This window comes from Lacrimispora sp., assembly GCF_046972725.1.
Lineage (GTDB): Bacteria > Bacillota > Clostridia > Lachnospirales > Lachnospiraceae > Lacrimispora.
The window spans coordinates 104,985-124,823 of sequence record NZ_JBKVXF010000007.1 but is presented as its reverse complement, the minus strand read 5'-3'; the positions used below and the strand labels follow the sequence as shown (position 1 = coordinate 124,823).

Annotated in this window: 15 protein-coding genes; all 15 read left to right on the top strand. The window is 44.8% G+C overall.

Annotation, left to right across the window (positions count from 1 at the left end; genetic code table 11):
- Positions 1-3 precede the first annotated feature (3 nt).
- The 15 genes from ACLTWA_RS18730 (at position 4) to hutI (ending at position 19,838) form a co-directional block, all read left to right on the top strand.
- Positions 4-2,253, top strand: coding sequence for a cellulose biosynthesis cyclic di-GMP-binding regulatory protein BcsB (locus ACLTWA_RS18730; protein ID WP_412329428.1), 2,250 nt, complete (start codon positions 4-6; stop codon positions 2,251-2,253).
- A gap of 45 nt (positions 2,254-2,298) precedes the next feature.
- The gene (locus ACLTWA_RS18725; RefSeq protein WP_412329427.1) at positions 2,299-4,350 is read left to right on the top strand and encodes an ArnT family glycosyltransferase; all 2,052 of its coding nucleotides are present in this window, start codon (positions 2,299-2,301) and stop codon (positions 4,348-4,350) included.
- Positions 4,347-5,984 (top strand): TlpA family protein disulfide reductase, encoded by a 1,638-nt coding sequence (locus ACLTWA_RS18720; RefSeq protein WP_412329426.1) that lies wholly within the window; start codon positions 4,347-4,349, stop codon positions 5,982-5,984. Before ACLTWA_RS18725 ends, ACLTWA_RS18720 begins: the two co-directional genes overlap by 4 nt.
- Positions 5,985-6,024: 40 nt before the next feature.
- Complete coding sequence (gene wecB, locus ACLTWA_RS18715) at positions 6,025-7,137, top strand: non-hydrolyzing UDP-N-acetylglucosamine 2-epimerase (RefSeq protein WP_412329425.1); 1,113 nt, start codon at positions 6,025-6,027, stop codon at positions 7,135-7,137.
- Between the two features lie 255 nt (positions 7,138-7,392).
- Positions 7,393-8,361 (top strand): C-terminal binding protein, encoded by a 969-nt coding sequence (locus ACLTWA_RS18710; protein WP_412329424.1) that lies wholly within the window; start codon positions 7,393-7,395, stop codon positions 8,359-8,361.
- A 42-nt stretch (positions 8,362-8,403) separates the two neighbouring features.
- Positions 8,404-9,489, top strand: a complete 1,086-nt coding sequence (locus ACLTWA_RS18705) for an ABC transporter substrate-binding protein (protein WP_412329423.1) — start codon at positions 8,404-8,406, stop codon at positions 9,487-9,489.
- A gap of 87 nt (positions 9,490-9,576) precedes the next feature.
- On the top strand, positions 9,577-10,395 hold the full coding sequence (locus tag ACLTWA_RS18700; RefSeq protein ID WP_412329422.1) for an ABC transporter permease: 819 nt from the start codon (positions 9,577-9,579) through the stop codon (positions 10,393-10,395).
- Positions 10,396-10,412: 17 nt separating this feature from the next.
- The gene (locus ACLTWA_RS18695; protein ID WP_412329421.1) at positions 10,413-11,216 is read left to right on the top strand and encodes an ABC transporter ATP-binding protein; all 804 of its coding nucleotides are present in this window, start codon (positions 10,413-10,415) and stop codon (positions 11,214-11,216) included.
- Positions 11,217-11,307: 91 nt separating this feature from the next.
- Positions 11,308-12,165 carry a MurR/RpiR family transcriptional regulator gene (locus ACLTWA_RS18690; RefSeq protein ID WP_412329420.1) on the top strand — a complete coding sequence of 286 codons (858 nt, stop codon included), beginning with the start codon at positions 11,308-11,310 and terminating at the stop codon, positions 12,163-12,165.
- Between the two features lie 146 nt (positions 12,166-12,311).
- Positions 12,312-13,562 carry a M20 family metallo-hydrolase gene (locus tag ACLTWA_RS18685; RefSeq protein WP_412329419.1) on the top strand — a complete coding sequence of 417 codons (1,251 nt, stop codon included), beginning with the start codon at positions 12,312-12,314 and terminating at the stop codon, positions 13,560-13,562.
- On the top strand, positions 13,559-14,893 hold the full coding sequence (locus ACLTWA_RS18680; protein ID WP_412329418.1) for an amidohydrolase family protein: 1,335 nt from the start codon (positions 13,559-13,561) through the stop codon (positions 14,891-14,893). The genes ACLTWA_RS18685 and ACLTWA_RS18680 overlap by 4 nt, the downstream gene beginning before the upstream one ends.
- Positions 14,894-14,906: 13 nt before the next feature.
- Complete coding sequence (locus ACLTWA_RS18675) at positions 14,907-16,106, top strand: aconitase X catalytic domain-containing protein (protein ID WP_412329417.1); 1,200 nt, start codon at positions 14,907-14,909, stop codon at positions 16,104-16,106.
- Positions 16,106-16,516 (top strand): aconitase X swivel domain-containing protein, encoded by a 411-nt coding sequence (locus ACLTWA_RS18670; protein WP_412329416.1) that lies wholly within the window; start codon positions 16,106-16,108, stop codon positions 16,514-16,516. Before ACLTWA_RS18675 ends, ACLTWA_RS18670 begins: the two co-directional genes overlap by 1 nt.
- A 1-nt stretch (position 16,517) precedes the next feature.
- The gene (locus tag ACLTWA_RS18665) at positions 16,518-18,527 is read left to right on the top strand and encodes a urocanate hydratase (RefSeq protein ID WP_412329415.1); all 2,010 of its coding nucleotides are present in this window, start codon (positions 16,518-16,520) and stop codon (positions 18,525-18,527) included.
- 33 nt (positions 18,528-18,560) lie between these two features.
- On the top strand, positions 18,561-19,838 hold the full coding sequence (gene hutI / locus ACLTWA_RS18660) for an imidazolonepropionase (protein WP_412329414.1): 1,278 nt from the start codon (positions 18,561-18,563) through the stop codon (positions 19,836-19,838).
- Position 19,839: the final 1 nt, after the last annotated feature.

Genomic DNA, 19,839 nt, shown 5'->3' with positions numbered 1-19,839 from the left:
ATTATGAAAATACAGAAAAAGATTGGAGTATATCTGGGTCTCGTCCTTTTCATCATGCAAGGACTGACCGGTACGGCATATGGAGTAAATACAGGAGCTCCCACGTCTGCGGAAACGCAGGCACCGCCCCCAATGAACAATGATCCGGAGGGCGGTGCTGGGGATGAGATTGATTTTCTGCCTGTTACGGACCCGGCAAATGCCCCGGAGCCGGATGTTACCGAGCCTGTTTATGACCCTGTCAGCCATACCCAGGATGAATTTTTTACCCCGACGACATTAAAAGGGATTTATTCTTCTGCCGATCTGTATTTTTATGTTCAGGATTACTGGGATGTGAAGTATGTATATGCTCAGATCCAGTACGATGTCAGCCAGCTTCTTGAAGGCAGGCTGTCCTCCATGACCCTGTCGGTCAATGATGTTCCCATTCAGTCTTACCGGCTGGAGTATAAAAACGGCAGTTCCCAGATTCTATATGTGAAGATTCCCATGAGTGAAGTCCGCAGCGGTTACAATTCGCTCAAGCTGTCAGCCTATGCAAGGCTTTTTGATGAAGAGGGCTGTGTGGATGATTATTCCGATGCCAACTGGCTTAGGATCGATGGAACTTCTTTTGTCCGGTGCGGGTATGAGAGCAAAGATCCGGAACACAGGATTTCGTACTTTCCGTATCCGTTTATGTCAACCTATAATCCCACCGGAGAGGGGCTTGCAATTGCCGTATCCGATCAGGCGGCCAACGGGGAGATCGCTGCGGCCATGAACCTGATGGCAGACTTAAGTACGGATACGAAAGATAGAAATGACATTCAGGTATGTCTTCTTTCTGATCTGGCAAATATAAATCCCAACCGCACCATACTGATCTCTGGTTATGAGAATCTTCCCCAGGAGTATAAAGACCGGGTGGCGAAAGCTCCTGATTCTTCAGAAAATGCCACCGTGACCTTTACCGATGATTCAAATGGAAATCCGCTGCTGATCATAACCTCAATGGCCGATGACAGTCTGCTGGAAGCCGCCTATATGCTTATGGATGGGAACCGGACCGCTCAGGAAGGTTCTAATACTGCCACCGTGGAAAAAGGAAGCGCACAGATTGCAATCGATGGGTCCAGGCAGAATGATATGATTGCGGGAAATTATACCTTTGAAGATATTATGGGCAGCGGAATGTCGTTTGTAGGCCCGTTTCACCAGGAAAATTATCTTTATCTTCCCGTTTCCAGGGATTTTGTCCTTTCTGAAAGCGGAAAGGTTGCTTTAAAGTTCCGCTACAGTGAGAATCTTGATTTTACCCGTTCTCTGATCACTGTTTTTTGGGGAGATGTGCCAATTGCCAGCAAGCGCCTGAGTAAGGAATACGCCTCCGGAGATGAGCTTAACTTTGAGATTCCCCGTGACGTCATTGGAACGGCTGCAAGCAGCATTAAGATTTCCTTTGATTTGGAGATTGCGGATATGATCTGTACACCAAGGCAGAGCGATATGCCATGGGCTTACATTTCAAAGGAATCTACTGTATTTTTACCATCGTCGGCGGATGTTACCCTGTCTTTTGATTTAAAAGCATCTCCGTTCCGTAAGGAAGGGAAATTCAACGATGTGATGCTGGTGGTTTCCGATGCACCGTCTTCTGATGAATTGAATCTGCTGGGACAGGTGGTAGCCATGTATGGCAATGGAGTGGAGCCTTATGGAAGCCTTTTGGTAAAAAGAGCCGGAGCATTTACGAAGGAAGACGGAGATCACAATCTCATTACTGCCGGCACCTATGGGAGCAATGGGCTGATACCTCAAATCAACAATGAGCTGAGCTTCCGGTATTCTCCGGATGGAACGGGATTTGAAAGCAATGAACAGTTGATTTTATCCGAGGAGTATGCAAAAACCATCGGAGTGCTGCAGCTGATAAAATCTCCCTATGCCCTTAACCGGGGGCTGCTTGCCGTTACCGGCAGCAGCAGCGAGGCTCTTTTAAAGGTTGAGGAATTTTTAAGGCAGAGCAGGCAGCGGGATAAGATTACAAAGGATTGTGTCATTGTCGCTCCCGATTCCAGTGTCACAGCGTTTCAATTCATTCAGAATACGGCGGTCATGGAAGAACCCACCCCCATGGAAAAGCTGGTCCGGAATAAACGGTCTGTAATCTTTACGGCAATCGCCACTTCCGCCATGTCCATGATGCTGATTGCCATTATCATTATACTGCTTCGGATGCGCACCTACCGGAAAATGGATGAGAAATAAATCTGCCTGTTTTCTGGTACTGCCTGAAAAAAAATGAGGGAAAGTATGAAATTAGAAAAAAACTGGTTCTATAAGTTTTGTATCGCTTTATCCGTAGCGGGTATTGCCTATATCCTGATCTGCGGCGTCTCCAATATGGGAGGAAATCAGAAATATCCTTATGTGATGAAAGGAATGCTGATCCTTGTCTTTTTCCTGGCATGGGTCGGTGTCCATTTCTTTGCCCTGCTTTCCGCCAGGTTTTATGTGGCATCCAGACTATTAAAAAGAAAAAGGCTGTCCCTGGGAATGGAGAGCATTTATGTAATACTCATTATGGGAGCCGCATTTGCAATTCGTTATGCAGTGATTCTCCATTTTCCCATGGAGCCGGCGTCAGATTATAAAACCTATTATGAAATTGCGGAGATGATGAAGAACGGGACGCTTCAGGAAAAGGGAGAAGGGTACTGCAATTATATTGCCATGTTTCCTCATATCATAGGCTATTGCTACATTTTGAAGCATGTGTTCCTTCTGTTCGGCACAAGTGTATGGAATGGTCAGATGGCGAATGTTCTGTTTTCTGTGGGAACTGTATTTCTGGTTTACCGGATCGCCAGGAAGCTGGGAGGAAGACTTTCGGGAGTGATTGCCTTGACAGCGGCCGCATTCTGGCCGTCTGTAGTCCTTTACGGGAACATGCTGGCGGCAGAATATTCCTTTACGTTCTTTCTTTACTTGTCCCTTCTGCTTTTTCTCCACCTTGCGATGGATTACGATGCAGCAACCAGACATGCGGTACGGGGCGTTCTTCTCCATATCCTTTTGGGCTGTCTCCTTGCGGTTACGTCTGCCATCCGTCCCATGGCCTTAATTCTTCTGATTGCCATTATTCTTTGCATGGTTCCTCAGAACATGAAGCTGCCCAATATTCCTAAGAACAGCCTCTCTGTCTGGGTGCGCTTTATGGGAAAGGGCTGGCTTAGAAGCTGTCTTATTCTGGTTTCCTATTTGATTCTCTCCAGTGTGATTACCACCAATATCGAGGTGACCATCAATAAGACCCTTCCCTCTCTCAGCGAATCCTTTGGCTACAATCTGCTGGTAGGGTTAAATACGGAATCAAAGGGAGGCTGGAACGAAGCGGACTCCAGCTTTTTATATGAAAATCTCGATATTACCGGATCGCCCATACAAGCCCAGATTGCCTGCCGCAACCGGGCCATGGAACGGCTGACCAATGATCCCAGGGCAATCTTTGATCTGTTTGTCAACAAATATGAGCTCCTTTGGGGGAATGATGATTATGGTGTGACCTGGAATCAGGCATTTTTAAAAGAACAGAACCAACTGACGCCGGAGCGGGCAGGCCTCCTTGCATCGGCGAAAGAGACCAATCATATGGTCTACATGGTATCGGTTTTGTTTTCCTTAATGACTCTGATCTATCTGCTGCAGCGTAAAGCCTCCTACGTTTATGTACCGGTTCTGCTTTATCTTGGAACCGCAGCCATGCATCTGTTCGTGGAAAGCCAGAACCGATACCATTATCATGTTCTTCCGGTTTTCATGATCATTGCTTCCGTGGGAGTAGGGTATATTTTTGAAAATGCCATTGCTTTTGTGAAATCCGCCGATCTGCAAAGACAGGAAAAGGAGAAACGGAAGATCAAAGAGGAGCAGGCACTGAAACAGTTTGAGGAAGAAGAGCACCGGGCCATTGAGACTCGTTATAAGAGTATGACCAATGCGTTTGATATGGACTCGGCTATTAAAAATGGCAATGTAATCGTGACGGTTACGGAAAAGTATATGGAAAAGGAAGAAAAAGCAGCCGAAAATGAAAACCGCCAGGAACAAAAAGAGGAGCTGAGAGATACTGTCATTCAGGAAATGAAAGAGCTTGAGCGGACAGAATTGTTAAATAAAGTGGAGCAATTGGAGAATGAAAATAAGAAATTGACCGTCAGATACGAGGAACTGAAAGAGGAACTGGAGCTGGCCAGGTTACGGAATAAGGAGCTTCGAGATTATTATGAGGCCAGGAAGGAACAGGCTGCGAAAAATAACAAGAAGAAAAATAATAAGCAACGCATCTGGAGAAAAGAAAAATGAGACCAGTTTTTCCATTATCAAAAATAGAAAAAGTTTTAATTATAATTCTCTGTTTATTGGCTGCCATTATCTTAGGGGGAGGCATTCTTCTGATGGTTTATGCCCCGGATGATAAGGATATGCCGGACCTGGCCAGCAAAAATGCTGCTGAGCCGGGACAGGAGGAGGAAATGGCGCAGGAGGCTTCTCTTGATGACATCACAAGCATTCTTCCGGATCATGTCAATCTGAATCAGAAGATACCGGATATTGCCTTTGAAGATGAGAATGGAAGAGAAGTATCGGTGAGGGCGTTGGAAGGAAAGGTAACGGTCATTACCTTCTGGGCCAGCTGGTGCCCGGATTGCCGGAAAGAGCTTCCCCTTATAAATAAGTTCCTTGCGGCTGCCAAAGGATATGGTGATATCAATTATATTCTGGTAAACAAACTGGATCACGGGAAAGAAACAAAAGAGAAAGCCAGCCAATATTTATCGGAACTGAAAGTTCCTGTAAATGCTTATTATGACAATGGTTTGACCGCTTATAAAAAGCTGGGACTGCATAACATACCCACCACATTGTTTCTTGACAAACAGGGAACCGTCAGGGCTTTAAGTCCCGGACCGATCACAGAAGCATCAGTATTTGAGGGATTTTTAAAGGATACTGTAGAGGGAAGCGGAAAGGTAACCTGTGATTTTGTCACCAGTCAGATGATGGATTCCAAAGGAGGCATCCACACGATTTATGATACCTCCAGAGAAAAGACGGAAGCAAGTGATGTATTAAGTGAGACTCAGGGTGCCATGCTTGAATATGCAGTGTTAAGAAATGACCGGGAACTATTTGAAAAGGTGTTCCGTTACGTGAACTCCGTTATGAGATCCCATGGTCTTACCGCCTGGAAGGTTACTGGAAATAAGCCGGACAAAGCGAATTCTCTTCTGGATGATTTCCGGATCTACAATGCCTTAATGGCAGCAAACCGTTTATGGGGCGGCTATGATAGGGCCATGGACAACTACAGAAACGCTTTTGTCCGGTATGGAGTTACCGATGGGTCTTATGTGGACTTTTTTGACAGCAAATACAAGCAATACGGAAAACGCTTCACGCTCTGCTACGGGGATTTAGAGACGATGAAAGAATTATCCGTTCAGGATGAACGGCTGAAAGAGCCTTATGAGAAAGCCAGAACATTGATTGTGGAAGGGAAAATAAGCCAGGACTTTCCTCTGTATTACAGTTGGTATAACTACAAGACGAATGAATATGAAAAAGACGATCTAAACATGGCGGAGGCAATGGTCACTCTTCTTCATCTGGCAGAAGCAGATCTGCTGCAGGAGGATACCATTGCCTGGCTGAAGGAACAAATGGACAAAGAAGGAATCAAAGCCCGTTATTCCGTGGAAGGAAAGGTTTTGGATGGCTATCATTACGAATCAACGGCGGTCTATGCTCTGGCAGCCATGATTGCAGAAAGAATCGGCGATGAGGATTTAGAGGGAAAGGCTCTTAAAAAGATGGAAAAAATGAGAATCGTAAACACCGCCTATCCCTATCATGGAGCCTTTGGAATGGAGGACGGAACCGGCATCACTTCCTTTGATCAGGTGATGGCAATGCTGGCTTACGAATATACCAATTGACCCTTTTAGAAGATGAAAGAAACCAATGAGGTGCCTGAGAATGAAAAACATAATGGTGGTATTTGGGACAAGGCCGGAGGCAATAAAAATGTGCCCTCTGGTAAAAGAATTAAAATTAAGAAAGAATGTCAGGATTAAGGTCTGCGTGACCGGCCAGCACAGGACCATGCTGGATCAGGTTCTGGATGTCTTTGAGGTGATTCCGGATTATGATCTTTCCATTATGAAGGAAAATCAAACGCTGTTTGAAATCACCATCAATATCTTAACGGCTATCAGAGAAATTCTTGAAAAAGAACGCCCGGATATTGTATTGGTTCACGGTGATACAACCACGACCTTTGCAACGGCACTGGCCTGCTTTTATCTAAAGATCCCCATTGGTCATGTGGAGGCTGGACTGAGAACCTATGATATTCATTCTCCCTATCCCGAAGAATTCAACCGGCAGGCCGTTGGTATCGCAGCAAGCTATCATTTTGCACCGACGGAGCAGGCGAAACAGAATCTGGTCAAAGAGGGAAAACTGCCGGAGAGAATCTATGTGACCGGAAATACCGCAATTGATGCATTAAAGACAACCATTCGGAAGGATTACCATCATAAGGAGCTTGAATGGGCGGCTGGGAGCCGGTTGATTTTATTAACGGCCCACCGGAGAGAAAACATGGGAATTCCCATGCAGCAGATGTTTTCTGCAATCAAGCGGATCATGGCGGAGCATCCGGATGTAAAGGTCATCTACCCCATTCATTTAAATCCTCTGGTCAGGCAGATCGCCTATTCTGTCTTTAACGGGGAAGAAAGAATCCATCTGATCGAACCGCTGGATGTGATTGATTTTCACAACTTTCTGGCAAGGTCTTATCTGGTCTTAACGGACAGCGGAGGCATTCAGGAAGAAGCCCCAAGCCTTGGAAAGCCGGTCCTTGTTATGCGGGATACGACAGAGCGGCCCGAAGGAATCGCAGCCGGTACCCTGCGTCTGGTGGGAACCGAAGAGGAGACGATCTACCTGTCGGTAAAAAAACTGTTAAAAGATAAAGCGGAATACGATAAAATGTGCAAAGCCAGCAATCCTTATGGCGATGGATTTGCCAGTAAACGAATTGCAGATATCCTGTTGGGAGAGGAAGGGACAAAGCTGCAATAGAATAATAACTTTCATTTAATAAACCAATGAGTTTGTTATTTAATCTGATTCGCATTAATTTCCATACATTATAAGCCGATTCCCTTTTATTTGAAAAGAATTATAAAATTGATTGACGCTTCGGATATTTGATGCTATTGTAATACAAACAAAGACGTTTTGGTAAAAACCAGAGCGTTTTTTTTTACCCATTCATGAATGAAACCATTAAAACTGATTGGAAATATAATGAAAATATTAATTTGGAGGTAAAGTATGGCTCCATTGATTTGGATTATTGACGAAGAATGGCCAGACTATGACGAAGAGAAAAAAATCCTTGCCAGGAGATACCCTAAGGCGGATATCCGCTTTTCCGGATATGATTTTGAGAATGATCTTAAGGAGTTCGGATATCAGGCAGACGTCATTTTGACTCAGATCTATACATCTATAACCGCTGAAACCATTGACAAACTAAAAAAATGCAAAGGCATCGCTGTCTATGGAGGCGGATATGACCGTGTGGATATAAAAGCAGCAAGGGAAAAAGGAATCAAGGTTACGAATGTGCAGGGGTATTGCGCAGAGGATATTGCAGACTATATCATAGCTGCCATGTACACCTTTAACAAATGTCTGACCGAATATAAGGAATCCTTAAAAGATGGAAAGTGGGGAGCACAGGCAATCAGAAAGATCGCACCCAGAATTTCTGAAACCACTCTTTTCATCATCGGATGCGGAACAATAGGAAGAAGGATAGCAGAGCGGGTGCGTTTACTTGGAATCAAGGTGACAGGCTATGACCCGTTTCTTACAAAGGAACAGTTTGAAGCAGCTTCCATTCATCCGGTCAGTCTGGAAGAAGGCTTAAAGACCGCGGATTATGTCAGTATGAATGTAAAATACACCAGGGAGACGAAACATCTGTTAAAAAAGGAACATTTTGAGATGATGAAACCGTCGGCTTATTTTATAAATACATCCAGAGGGGGTACGGTTGCAGAACAGGATTTGATTGATGCGGTCAGAGAAAAGAGGATAGCAGGTGCCTGCCTTGACGTAATCACCAATGAGCCTCCAACGCTATCAGAAACCATACTATCGGTTGAAAATATAATTGTAACACCTCATATCTCTTACTTATCCAGAGAATCCTACGCAGATTTAAAACGGCGGACCGTAGAAAACGGGTTATGTATGTATGAAGGAAAAGAACCGGCCGATTGGGTAAATCCCTGATCATAAAAAGCAGACAAAACAGCAGACACGAGGAGGAAAAAGATGAAAAAATTTTTAAAAGTATTTTTCGCACTTACAATGACAGCGGCTTTTTTAGGAGGCTGCAGCAGCAGTCCAGCCACATCGGAAGGAGGGGCAGCTTCCACAGAAGCACCGTCAAGTCAGGCAGAAACAACGAAAACCGCTGAAACCACAAAAGAGGCAGCAGCAGAGGGAGATCCGGCATTTTATGAAGGAAATACCATTATCGGACAGTCTTCCTGGATCGGATTCGCACCCTTATATCTGGCAGAGCAAAAAGGATTCTTCAAAGACCATGGTGCTGATGTGACCATTCAGTTGTTTGAAAGCAAAACAGACAGTAAAAGTGCATTGGTAGCAAAGAGAATCCAGGGAATGTCAACCACCGTAGACACCCATGTTTTAAATAAGGCCAGCGGGATGGATATTTCGATTGTATTGGCACTTGACACTTCAGCAGGCGGTGACGGTCTGATTGCAAAGTCTGATTTAAAGGATGTGAAATCCCTGGCAGGCCATACCGTAGCACTTGATACCACTGGCGGCGCTTCCTTCTTCTGGTTCCAGTACCTGCTTCAAAAAGAAGGAATGACATTGGATGATGTCCAGGCAGTTAATATGAGCTCCGGTGATGCAGGAGCGGCATTTATTGCAGGAGAAGTGGATGCGGCCGTAACCTGGGAACCATGGCTTTCAAAAGCAAAAGAGACAGAAGGCGAATCCGTTATGATCGACAGTTCTGAGACTCCGGGAGTGATTGTAGATGCTTTGGCTATGGACAATGAATTTATGAAGGCCTATCCCGGAACGGTAAAAGCCATCATAAGCGGCTGGTACGATGCGCTGGATTACATAAAGAGCAATCCGGAAGATGCCTACAAAATTATGGCCCAATATACAGGCAATGATTCCGGAGACAGTCTGAAAGCGGCAATGGAATCGGAGATGGATTTATACGATGAAGAAAAGAATCTTTCCTATTTTCAAACGGAAATCTTTGATATTGCCGATATGGCGGCTAAATTATGGGTTGATATGGGACTGATCGATCAGGTACCGGATTCTAAGGAAATGATTACAGGTGATTATCTGGAACGGTTAAAATAAGTAACAGGAAGCTATGGCGGGAATCAGATAGAACGGTCTCATTCCCGCAGTCATCTCTGAATGTTTAGGAAGGAATCAACGGAATCCATGAAAGAAATGAAAATGGGATTTTTAAAGAGATTATCAGATTCATTTACGCCAAAAGGGGCTATCAGCAAAACCGCATATGTGACATTGTCAGCCGTTGCATTTCTTTTGATCTTTTTGCTGTGGGGGATTGCATCGTATATTATAAAGGTAGATCAAATGTTTTTGCCCACTCCGGTAAAGACAGTCACCACTGCTTTTACCATGTTCACAAAAGGAAAGTTTCTGCTTGATATACAAATGTCCGTACAGAGAGTTTTGATCGGTTTTTTGATCTCTTCGGCGGTAGGAATCCCTTTGGGCATTTTAATTGGAACTTATGCCCCATGCTCGGCATTTTTAGAACCAATGTTTTCCTTTGTCCGGTATTTACCGGCTTCCGCATTTATCCAGCTTTTCATCTTATGGATCGGAATTGGGGAAGAAGCAAAGGTTGCGATTATTATAGTAGGAAGTTTTGCCCAGATCATACTTATGGTAGCCAATAATGTGCGGAATGTCAGTGGAGAATTGATTGAAGTGTCCTATACCCTGGGGGTTTCAAAGCTGGAGGTTCTATGGAAAATCATCCTGCCAAAATGCCTTCCGGATGTAATCGATACACTCCGGGTGGTGTTGGGCTGGGCCTGGACCTACATTATTGTTGCTGAAATGGTGGGTGCTTCCAAAGGAATCGGATTTATGATCTCACAGGCAGGAAGACAATTCTGGGTAGATAAGATATTTGTAGGAATCATCACCATCGGGTTTATCGGGTTATTTTTGGATATGCTGGGATTGTATTTAAAAAGGTTATTATTTCCATGGAACGAATCGTAGGGAAGGAGCTTATTGGTATGGATAAGGATCTGAAAAATCACGGACTGAACATCATTGATATTGAGAAGGTCTATCACACAAAGAACGGTGACGTACATGCTCTTTCAAAAACAAACTTACATGTACACAGAAAGGAATTTGTGGCCCTCCTTGGAACCTCCGGCTGTGGAAAATCCACCCTCCTCCGCATGATCGGAGGCTTGACGGAACGGACCAGCGGAGAAATCATATACGATAACAAGGTGTTAAATAAACCCAGTGCAGAGGTTGGAATGGTATTTCAGAAGTATACCTTATTCCCATGGCTGAGTGTAGAAAAAAATATTGCTTTCGGGCTAAAACAGAAGAAAGAAAAATCAAAAGAGCAAATCAGTGAGATTGTAAATCAATATGTTGACCTGGTGGGACTTCGGGGGTTTGAAAAACTCTATCCCAAGTCTTTATCCGGCGGTATGCAGCAGCGGGTCGCCATTGCCAGAGCACTGGCCAATGATCCTGGCATTCTGTTGTTGGATGAGCCGTTTGGAGCATTGGATACCACAACCAGGGAAATCATGCAGGAATTGCTGCTGGATGTATGGCAGAAGTCACCAAAGACCATTGTTATGGTAACTCATGATGTGGAAGAAGCTGTTTTTTTAGCAGACCGCGTGGTGGTAATGTCGGCCCGCCCAGGCAGGGTACGGGAAATAATAGATATCGACTTGGACAGGCCGAGAGATTACCGCATAAAGTCTTCTCAGAAGTTTGTTGAATATAAAATGAGGGCGTTTGAACTGATCCGGGAAGAAAGCATGAAGCTGATGAAAGAAGGGCTGTAATCATAGGGGAAAATGAAATTGTTCGTATAGATATTCGTATGGTACAATAACCTATATGACTGATTATGGAAAGCGAAAAGAGGAACCCCTTATGGAGAAAATCGAATACTCAAATATTGAAGAACTGTTTCATGCTATGGCGAAGGCCGCAAGCGAATCAGCAACCTATAAAAAGCTGGCATTTTATCTGGAAAAGGAATATCGGAAAATCATCTTTATGACGGCTGAGGAGGTTGCTAAAAACTGCGGAGTGAGTCAGGGAAGTGTATCCAGATTCTGCATGGTAATGGGATTTAAAGGCTACAGTGATTTTTATAAACATCTGCAAAAGATTGTGACAGAAGAATTAACGGCTCCCCAGAGGTATCAGTATACAAAATCAGGCGAAAAAAAGATTGATGACATTTTACTGAAAGAGACAGACAATATTCGGGAATTGACAACTATTTTGGGCGGTGAGCTGTATGAGAAAATGGTAGATGACATTGTGGCCGCAGAAAAGATATTTCTGGTTTCAGCCAGAATGTCAGCGACCCTACTTCCCTATATGAAATATTTACTGGATAAGTTAAGAGACCAGGTAGAGATCGTGACACCGGATTCCAATGGCTGGAACCGTTTTTATCTGGAAGACCAGGAACGTACATTGATTATATCCACCTGCTTTCCCAGGTACTCCAAAGCACTGGTGAATAAATTGATAGAACTAAAAGAGGAAGGCTTTCGCATCTATGCCATGACCGACCGGAGAGTATCTCCTACAATACAGGCAGAGATTCCTTCCATTGTAATCCCTATTACGACCACATCCATCTTTGATCTGTACAGTACCCCTATGGCATTTATTAATCTGACCTTGCGGGATGTATCAAAGAAAATTCCTGATCTGGATAAAAGGCTGGAAAAGATTGAGAATTACGACAATAAGTATGGCGTGTTTTATAGATAAGTGTCTGGCATGACAGAGCTTTACTGAAATAGAGAAGACGAAAACTGTAGATAGGAATAGGATTTACAGTACTTTTCTATACCATAACGTGAATGAAACCATTCTTAAATCAGATGAGAAGAATGAAATCAGCAAAGAAGGTAACCATGACGAAAATAAATATTGAACGATTAATGAAGAATATAGAAAGTTTAGGAACCATAGGAGAGAATGCACAAGGGGGCATTGACCGGGCACTGGGAAGTGAGGCGGATGTACTGGCAAGACGGTGGCTCATGGAGTACTGGAAAGAGCGGTTCCACCGGGAAACAAAGGTGGATGCCATTGCAAATATGTGGCTCCATGTGGAAAACGGTGAGGACAGAAAGGCGATTGTCCTCGGTTCTCACCACGATTCCGTTCCAAACGGAGGGAAATACGATGGTGCCCTTGGTGTCTTAATGGCAACGGAAGTAGTAGAGACAATTCTGGAACAAAACATAAAGCTGAAACATCCTCTGACCATAGTTTCTTTTACGGGAGAAGAGCCTAATCCTTACGGCATCTCCACGCTTGGCAGCAAGGCCCTGGCAGGAAGAATCAGGAAGGACCAGATCAGGAATTATTTCCATAGAGATACATTGGAAAATCTGGCGGATGGGATTCAAAGACTTGGCGGAGATATAGAAATGTGGGAGAAAATACCGGGAAAAGAAGAGATCGGTTCCTATCTTGAATGCCATATCGAACAGGGAAAACGGTTAGAGGCCATGGATTTACCGGTTGCCTGCGTGTCTGTCATCACAGGAATCTACCGGGAGCAGATAACGGTAACCGGCGAAGCAAACCATGCCGGGACCACGATGATGGAATGCAGAAAGGATGCATTGCTGGGGGCGTGTGAGGTAGCGCTTGCAGTGGAAGCCGTATTGCTGGAATTACAGGATAAAGACATTGTGGGAACGGTGGGCTATATAAAAAACATGCCAAATGAGGCCAATATTATTCCCGATCAGACCACAATGATTCTGGATGTGAGGATTTCCAATGAAGAGAAAAAGCTGGAGATGCAGCATCAGATCAATGAAAGAGTCAAAGCCATTGAAGCCAAACGGGGGGTAAGGGTCCATAGAAGCGTGATATTAAACCAGCCGGCACAGCCCATGTCTGAGGTGGTGATCCGTGCGGTCAGTCAGGGAATCAGGCAGACCGGATTGCAGCCGGAGCAGCTCATCAGCATGGCAGGTCATGACGCTTCTAATGTTGCAGCCATGGCTGACAGCGGGATGATATTTGTTCGGAGCATTGATGGAAAAAGCCATTGTAAAGAAGAATATTCTACCCCGGAGGATATCGAGGCATGTGCCAATGCAATGCTGCGGGCAGTACAGATTTTAGATGAGGAGATGGCGGAATGAAACTGTTTAAAGCTGAAATTGTCCATTATGAAGGAGGATTTTACCGGAATTATGGAGTATTGGTGGAGGAAGATACCATCAGAGCAGTTGCGCAGGTGTCTGAACTTAAGGCCCGGTACGAAGGCCGGATTGAGGAAATCATAGAGTGGAAGGATCAGGTGATGGTTGCCGGAACGGTGAATGTCCACAATCACAGCTTTCAAAGTCTCCTTCGTGGAATTGGGGCAGACAGGCCGTTTTTAGAATGGAGAGATGAAACCCTTTATAAGTTCTCAAAGGGGATGACCTTAGAGGATATCTATCACGGTGCCCTATTTGCTTTTGCGGAAATGATGAAGAGGGGAGTCACTACGGTCTGTGATTTCTTTTATCTCCACAATTTCGGAACAGAAAGTGACGAAGCGGTGATACAGGCGGCAAAGGATGTCGGAATCCGGTTGGTCCTTGCAAGAACCATGTATGACTGGAAGGGGGCACCCAAAGGATATGTGGAGACAATCGAAGAAGCAGCTGCCAATACCAGAGAACTTTTTTACAAATACAGAGAAGATTCCATGGTAAGCATTGTTCCGGCTCCTCACAGCCTTCATGCGGCTACCCCGGAAATGATTATGGCAGGTCATAAGCTGGCAAAGGAACTGGGGACAAAATATCACATTCATGTTGCAGAAGAACCCTTTGAGGTGGAAGAATGCAAACTGGCACATCATGGCATGACAGTGATTGAATATCTGGATTCCATTGAAGTGGTGGATGAACATATGATGCTCGTCCATGGTGTTTATTTAACGGAAGAAGAAATAAAACTTCTTGGGAAAAAAGGTGCATCTCTTGCTTATTGTCCTTCCAGCAATATGTTTTTAGCGGATGGAATTACCAACATTCCGGCTATGCTTAAAGCAGGGGTTACCATTGGACTCGGTTCTGACGGAGCATGCAGCAATAACCGGATCAGTGTATTTGAAGAGATGCGGATGGTATCCATTCTTCAAAAAGCCAGTACCTGCGATGCCATGTGTATAAATTATAACCAGAGCTTTGCCATGGGAACCGTCAACGGAGGGAAACTTTTGGATCTGCCGGTTGGAGAAATCAAAGAAGGAAAGAAGGCAGACTTTGTTTCCATCGACTTAAATGATTTTTCCATGCAGCCAATGAATGAACAATTGGAGCAGATGCTTCCAAACCTTGTGTATTCCATGGAACCAACCGCAATCAAGCATGTAGTAGTCAATGGAGAAGTCACCGTATCCCATGGAACGCTGGTTAAAATAACAGAAGAGGCTGTGGTCAAAGGCGTAAAAGATACCATGGGACGGTTTTATAAATGAAAGGAGTCATAGGATGCAGCTGACAAAAAAAGAACAGGATATGCTGGACGGAACGATGGGAGCAGGTACCCAATTAGCCATGAAGATACTGGTGGCAGTGGGAGAAGCCTTTGATGCTCCTTACATGGTGCCGGTAACAAGGACCCATGTGGCATTAAGCAATCAGGAGGCAGACTTATGGTTTGCAGAAAAGCTGGTCAATCTGGGAGCCAAATGTGCGGTGCCTCCTACGGTAAACCCAAGCTTTCACTTAGAACAATTTAAAGAGATAACGACCATCGCTCCAATGGATGAGGAGATCGTAAAACGAACCCATGCCGCTTATAAAAGACTGGGTGCGATTATGACTTATAACTGTACGCCTTATTTAGAGCATAATGTTCCAAGATTTGGAGAGATTCTGTCTTTTTCAGAATCCAGTGCCACCCCCTTTGTCAACTCGGTGTACGGGGCAAGAAGCAACCGGGAGGCAGCCCAAAGTGCTCTTTGTTCTGCCATCACAGGAGTTACTCCATATTATGGATACCTGCTTGATGAAAACCGGAAAGGAGAAGTACTGGTCCGGGTGGAGGCAGATTTAAAAAGTGATTTCGATTATCAGATGCTTGGGTATGTGACACCGAAGTTTACCGGATTTAAGATTCCCGTCTTTACCGGCATTAAAAATCCTTCCAAAGAAGCATTGATGAATCTTGGGGCACAGTTAAATACCGGAGGCAATGTTGCCATCTACCATATCGTAGGATTTACACCGGAGGCGCCAACCGTGGAAGCTGCATTTCATGGGGAGGTTCCAAAGGAGGAAGTGGTAATAACCAATAAAGACCTGGAACAGATGAGAGCGGATTTAACGGATGCAGGCGGTAAAATCGATTTTGCGTTGTTTGGCTGTCCGCATCTGACCATTCATCAGATCACCAAAATCGCCGGAATCGTGGAAGGAAACAAGCTGGCAGTTCCCCTTTTTATTATGTGCAGTGCTTCGACCAGGAATTTAGCGACCCAGATGGGACTGCGTGAAACCATAGAACAGGCAGGCGGTCATTTAATGGCAGATACCTGCATGGATCAGCCAAGCTGGCATTTCCTTTATGGAAAGAAAGGGGTGACGGATTCCCCCAAATGTGCTTATTATACGAAACGCCGCGACATGCAGTTTGTAATAACCAGTCTGGAAGATTCTGTGGAAGCCGCTTTGAAAGGAGAAATCTAATGCAGGAGTTTAAGTGTCATAAAATATCCGAAGGAGTTGTAACGGGTCAGGTTTTAATATCAAAGGATGATTTCTGTTTCTATCTGGTGGACCCAAAGACTGGCGTTGTGATTGAAAAACAGCATTGCCTCTATGGCCAGTGCATTGCAGATAAAATACTGGTGTTTCCCAACGGAAAAGGGAGTTCTGTGGTTCAGGCCGATGGAATGTACCAGTTAAAGATGACAGGAATGGAACCAAAGGGAATGATTATTAAAAATCCGGATACCACGTTGGTTGCAAGTGCAATTATTATGGAAGCTCCGCTTGTGGATAAGGCAGAAGAAGGATTTTATGAAACGGTAAAGGATGGAGATACCATCACCTTAAATGCCACCGAAGGACGGATCATCTGGGAAGGAGAAAAGTAACATGAAATCACAGAATATGAAAATGACCATTGATACATTGCCGCCAATGCCTGCATTCAAACCAGGAATCCGAAGGGCGCCTTCCAGAGGCTTCCGCCTGACAAAGGACCAGACCATAACTGCGCTCAAGAATGCCCTGCGCTACATCCATCCGGATCTGCATGAGACAATCATTCCGGAGTTCCTTCAAGAGCTGTATACCTATGGCAGAATTTACGGCTACCGGTTCCGTCCGGCTGACGGCATCAAAGGCGGCTCCATTGATGACTACAAAGGAAACTGTCTGGAAGGCAGGGCGTTCCAGGTGATGATCAATAACAATCTGGACTTTGATGTTGCACTGTATCCCTATGAACTGGTTACCTATGGAGAGACAGGAAGCGTATTTCAAAACTGGATGCAGTACCGTCTGACCATGCAGTATTTAGAGCTGTTGACCGATGAGCAGACGCTGGTACTGGAATCGGGGCACCCTCTGGGGCTGTTCCATTCAAAAAAGGATGCTCCCAGAGTCACCATAACCAACGCACTGATGATCGGTATGTTTGATAATCCGGACGACTGGGAAGTGGCAGAGGAGATGGGAGTCGCCAACTACGGACAGATGACAGCAGGCGGCTGGATGTATATCGGACCTCAGGGAATCGTCCACGGAACCTACAATACATTGTTAAATGCAGGAAGACAGCAGCTTGGGATCGCCAAGGACAAGGATTTGAGGGGAGTGCTATTCGTAAGCTCAGGGCTTGGAGGAATGAGCGGTGCACAGCCAAAAGCCATTGAGATTGCAGGCGGAGTAGGAATTGTTGCAGAAGTAGATGAATCCAGAATCAAAACAAGGCTGGATCAGGGCTGGGTGAAGGAATCTTCCTCTGATCTGGAGTATGTGTACCGGCTTGCAAAAGAATATATGGAGAAGAAAGAATCCATTTCCATTGCTTATCATGGCAATATTGTTGATTTGCTCCAATATGCGGTGGATCATACCATTAAGATCGACTTACTGTCCGACCAGACCTCCTGCCATGCAGCCCATGAAGGCGGTTACTGTCCACAGGGCGTTACATTTGAAGAACGGACGGTGCTGTTAAAAGAGGACCGGGAACGTTTTGTTGAGATGGTGGATAAGACGTTAAGAAAACATATTGAACTAGTAAAAGCCTGTGTGGAGAACGGTACTTATTTCTTTGATTACGGAAATGCATTTTTAAAAGCCGTATTTGATGCCGGTGTAAAAGAAGTATCAAGAAATGGAATTGATGATAAGGATGGATTTATTTATCCTTCTTATGTGGAAGATATTATGGGTCCCCAATTATTTGATTACGGATATGGACCATTTCGCTGGGTTTGTTTAAGCGGAAAAGAAGAAGACCTGGATAAAACAGATCAGGCGGCTATGGAAAGTATTGATAAAGACCGCAGGTATCAGGATTTAGATAATTACAACTGGATCAGGGATGCCAAAAAGAATCAGCTGGTAGTAGGAACCAAGGCAAGAATCCTTTATCAGGACGCGGAAGGACGTAAAAATATTGCCCTCCGTTTTAATGAAATGGTGAGAAACAAGGAAGTAGGCCCCATCATGTTAGGCAGAGACCATCATGATGTAAGCGGTACGGATTCCCCGTTCCGTGAAACCTCCAACATCAAAGACGGAAGTAATGTGATGGCAGATATGGCCGTTCAGTGTTACGTTGGCAATGCAGCAAGAGGAATGAGCCTGGTAGCCTTACATAACGGCGGCGGTGTTGGAATCGGAAAATCCATAAACGGCGGCTTTGGTCTTGTATTAGATGGAAGCCGGAGAATTGATGAGATCATTAAAAGCGCCATGATCTGGGATGTGATGGGCGGTGTTGCCAGAAGAAACTGGGCGAGAAATGAAAATGCAATAGAAACATCAGTTCAATTTAACAAAGATTATGAAGGGCAGGCAGTGATCACCATTCCTCATGTGGCTGATGAAGGGCTGGTAAAACAGGCGGTAGAAGCGACCTTTTGCCAATAGTAAGAAATAGCAGCTGGGAAGGAGGAAGACTCATTGGACAAATTACTGCTATACAATTGCTCTCAGATCGTTACACCAAAAGGCAGCCATATAAAAAAAGGCAAAGAGATGGATCAGGTAGAAGTGATGCAAAATGCCAGTATTTATATGGAAGATGGCATCATTTTATTCCTTGGGGCCAATGAAGAGGTTCTGCACAGGCTTGGCGCAGCGTACATAGAGCAGATTCCAGGTGATATTATGGTCATTGATGGGGCGGGAAGAACCGCATTGCCGGGATTTGTGGACTCCCATACCCATTTCATCTTTGGAGGTTACCGGGAAGTTGAATTTATGGAACGGCTGTCCGGGGCTTCCTATCTGGATATTATGAGAAAAGGCGGCGGCATTCAAAGTACGGTAAATGCAACAAGAAGCTATGGGGAAGACCGGCTTTTCGCAGATGGAAGAAACCGCTTACATGATATGCTGTCTCAAGGCGTTACTACGGTAGAGGGAAAAAGCGGATATGGGCTGGATTTAGCGTGTGAAGAAAAACAGCTTCGGGTAATGAAGGAGTTAAATAAAGTCCATCCGGTGGAGATCGTATCCACATATTTGGGCGCCCACGCAGTCCCCCTGGAATATAAGAATGATCCTGCCGGTTATGTGACCTACATGGTTGAAGTTGTTATGCCAAAGGTAAAGGAAAAAAATCTGGCAGAGTTTTGTGACGTATTCTGTGAAGAAGAGGCTTTTGATACAGAGCAGAGCAGGTTCCTTTTAACAGAAGCAAAGAAGATGGGCTTTGAAATCAAGATTCATGCAGATGAAATCTATGATCTGGGAGGCGGGAGGCTTGCGGCAGAATTAGGGGCAGCCTCGGCAGACCATTTATTGATGATTTCCGAGGAGTCCATGGCGGCTCTTGCAGAAAGCGAAACCGTTGCTTCTGTGCTTCCCTGTACCGCTTTTTGCCTGAATAAGCCCTTTGCGCCGGCAAAGAAAATGATAGAATCCGGATGCGGGCTTGCATTGGCAACGGACTTTAATCCGGGAAGCAGTTTTACCAATTCCATTCCCTTAATGCTTTCGTTAGCTGTTTTGAAAATGGGAATGACATTGCCGCAAGCTCTTACCGCCCTGACTCTTAATGGGGCGGCTGCTTTGAAACGGGCAGACAAGATTGGAACGCTGGAAGCAGGAAAGCAAGGAGATATCGTATTGCTGGAGTATCCGGATTACCGGTTTTTGATCTACCATACTGCTAAAAATATTGTTCATTCCGTTATAAAAAATGGACACTTAGTTTATAAAAAAGAAGAAAGCTGAT

What these genes read in the sequence shown, in the direction of transcription:
- ACLTWA_RS18730 (WP_412329428.1), top strand. Translation starts at nt 4, where the DNA reads ATGAAAATACAGAAAAAGATTGGAGTATATCTGGGTCTCGTCCTTTTC.
- ACLTWA_RS18725 (WP_412329427.1), top strand. Translation starts at nt 2,299, where the DNA reads ATGAAATTAGAAAAAAACTGGTTCTATAAGTTTTGTATCGCTTTATCC.
- ACLTWA_RS18720 (WP_412329426.1), top strand. Translation starts at nt 4,347, where the DNA reads ATGAGACCAGTTTTTCCATTATCAAAAATAGAAAAAGTTTTAATTATA.
- wecB (WP_412329425.1), top strand. Translation starts at nt 6,025, where the DNA reads ATGAAAAACATAATGGTGGTATTTGGGACAAGGCCGGAGGCAATAAAA.
- ACLTWA_RS18710 (WP_412329424.1), top strand. Translation starts at nt 7,393, where the DNA reads ATGGCTCCATTGATTTGGATTATTGACGAAGAATGGCCAGACTATGAC.
- ACLTWA_RS18705 (WP_412329423.1), top strand. Translation starts at nt 8,404, where the DNA reads ATGAAAAAATTTTTAAAAGTATTTTTCGCACTTACAATGACAGCGGCT.
- ACLTWA_RS18700 (WP_412329422.1), top strand. Translation starts at nt 9,577, where the DNA reads ATGAAAGAAATGAAAATGGGATTTTTAAAGAGATTATCAGATTCATTT.
- ACLTWA_RS18695 (WP_412329421.1), top strand. Translation starts at nt 10,413, where the DNA reads ATGGATAAGGATCTGAAAAATCACGGACTGAACATCATTGATATTGAG.
- ACLTWA_RS18690 (WP_412329420.1), top strand. Translation starts at nt 11,308, where the DNA reads ATGGAGAAAATCGAATACTCAAATATTGAAGAACTGTTTCATGCTATG.
- ACLTWA_RS18685 (WP_412329419.1), top strand. Translation starts at nt 12,312, where the DNA reads ATGACGAAAATAAATATTGAACGATTAATGAAGAATATAGAAAGTTTA.
- ACLTWA_RS18680 (WP_412329418.1), top strand. Translation starts at nt 13,559, where the DNA reads ATGAAACTGTTTAAAGCTGAAATTGTCCATTATGAAGGAGGATTTTAC.
- ACLTWA_RS18675 (WP_412329417.1), top strand. Translation starts at nt 14,907, where the DNA reads ATGCAGCTGACAAAAAAAGAACAGGATATGCTGGACGGAACGATGGGA.
- ACLTWA_RS18670 (WP_412329416.1), top strand. Translation starts at nt 16,106, where the DNA reads ATGCAGGAGTTTAAGTGTCATAAAATATCCGAAGGAGTTGTAACGGGT.
- ACLTWA_RS18665 (WP_412329415.1), top strand. Translation starts at nt 16,518, where the DNA reads ATGAAATCACAGAATATGAAAATGACCATTGATACATTGCCGCCAATG.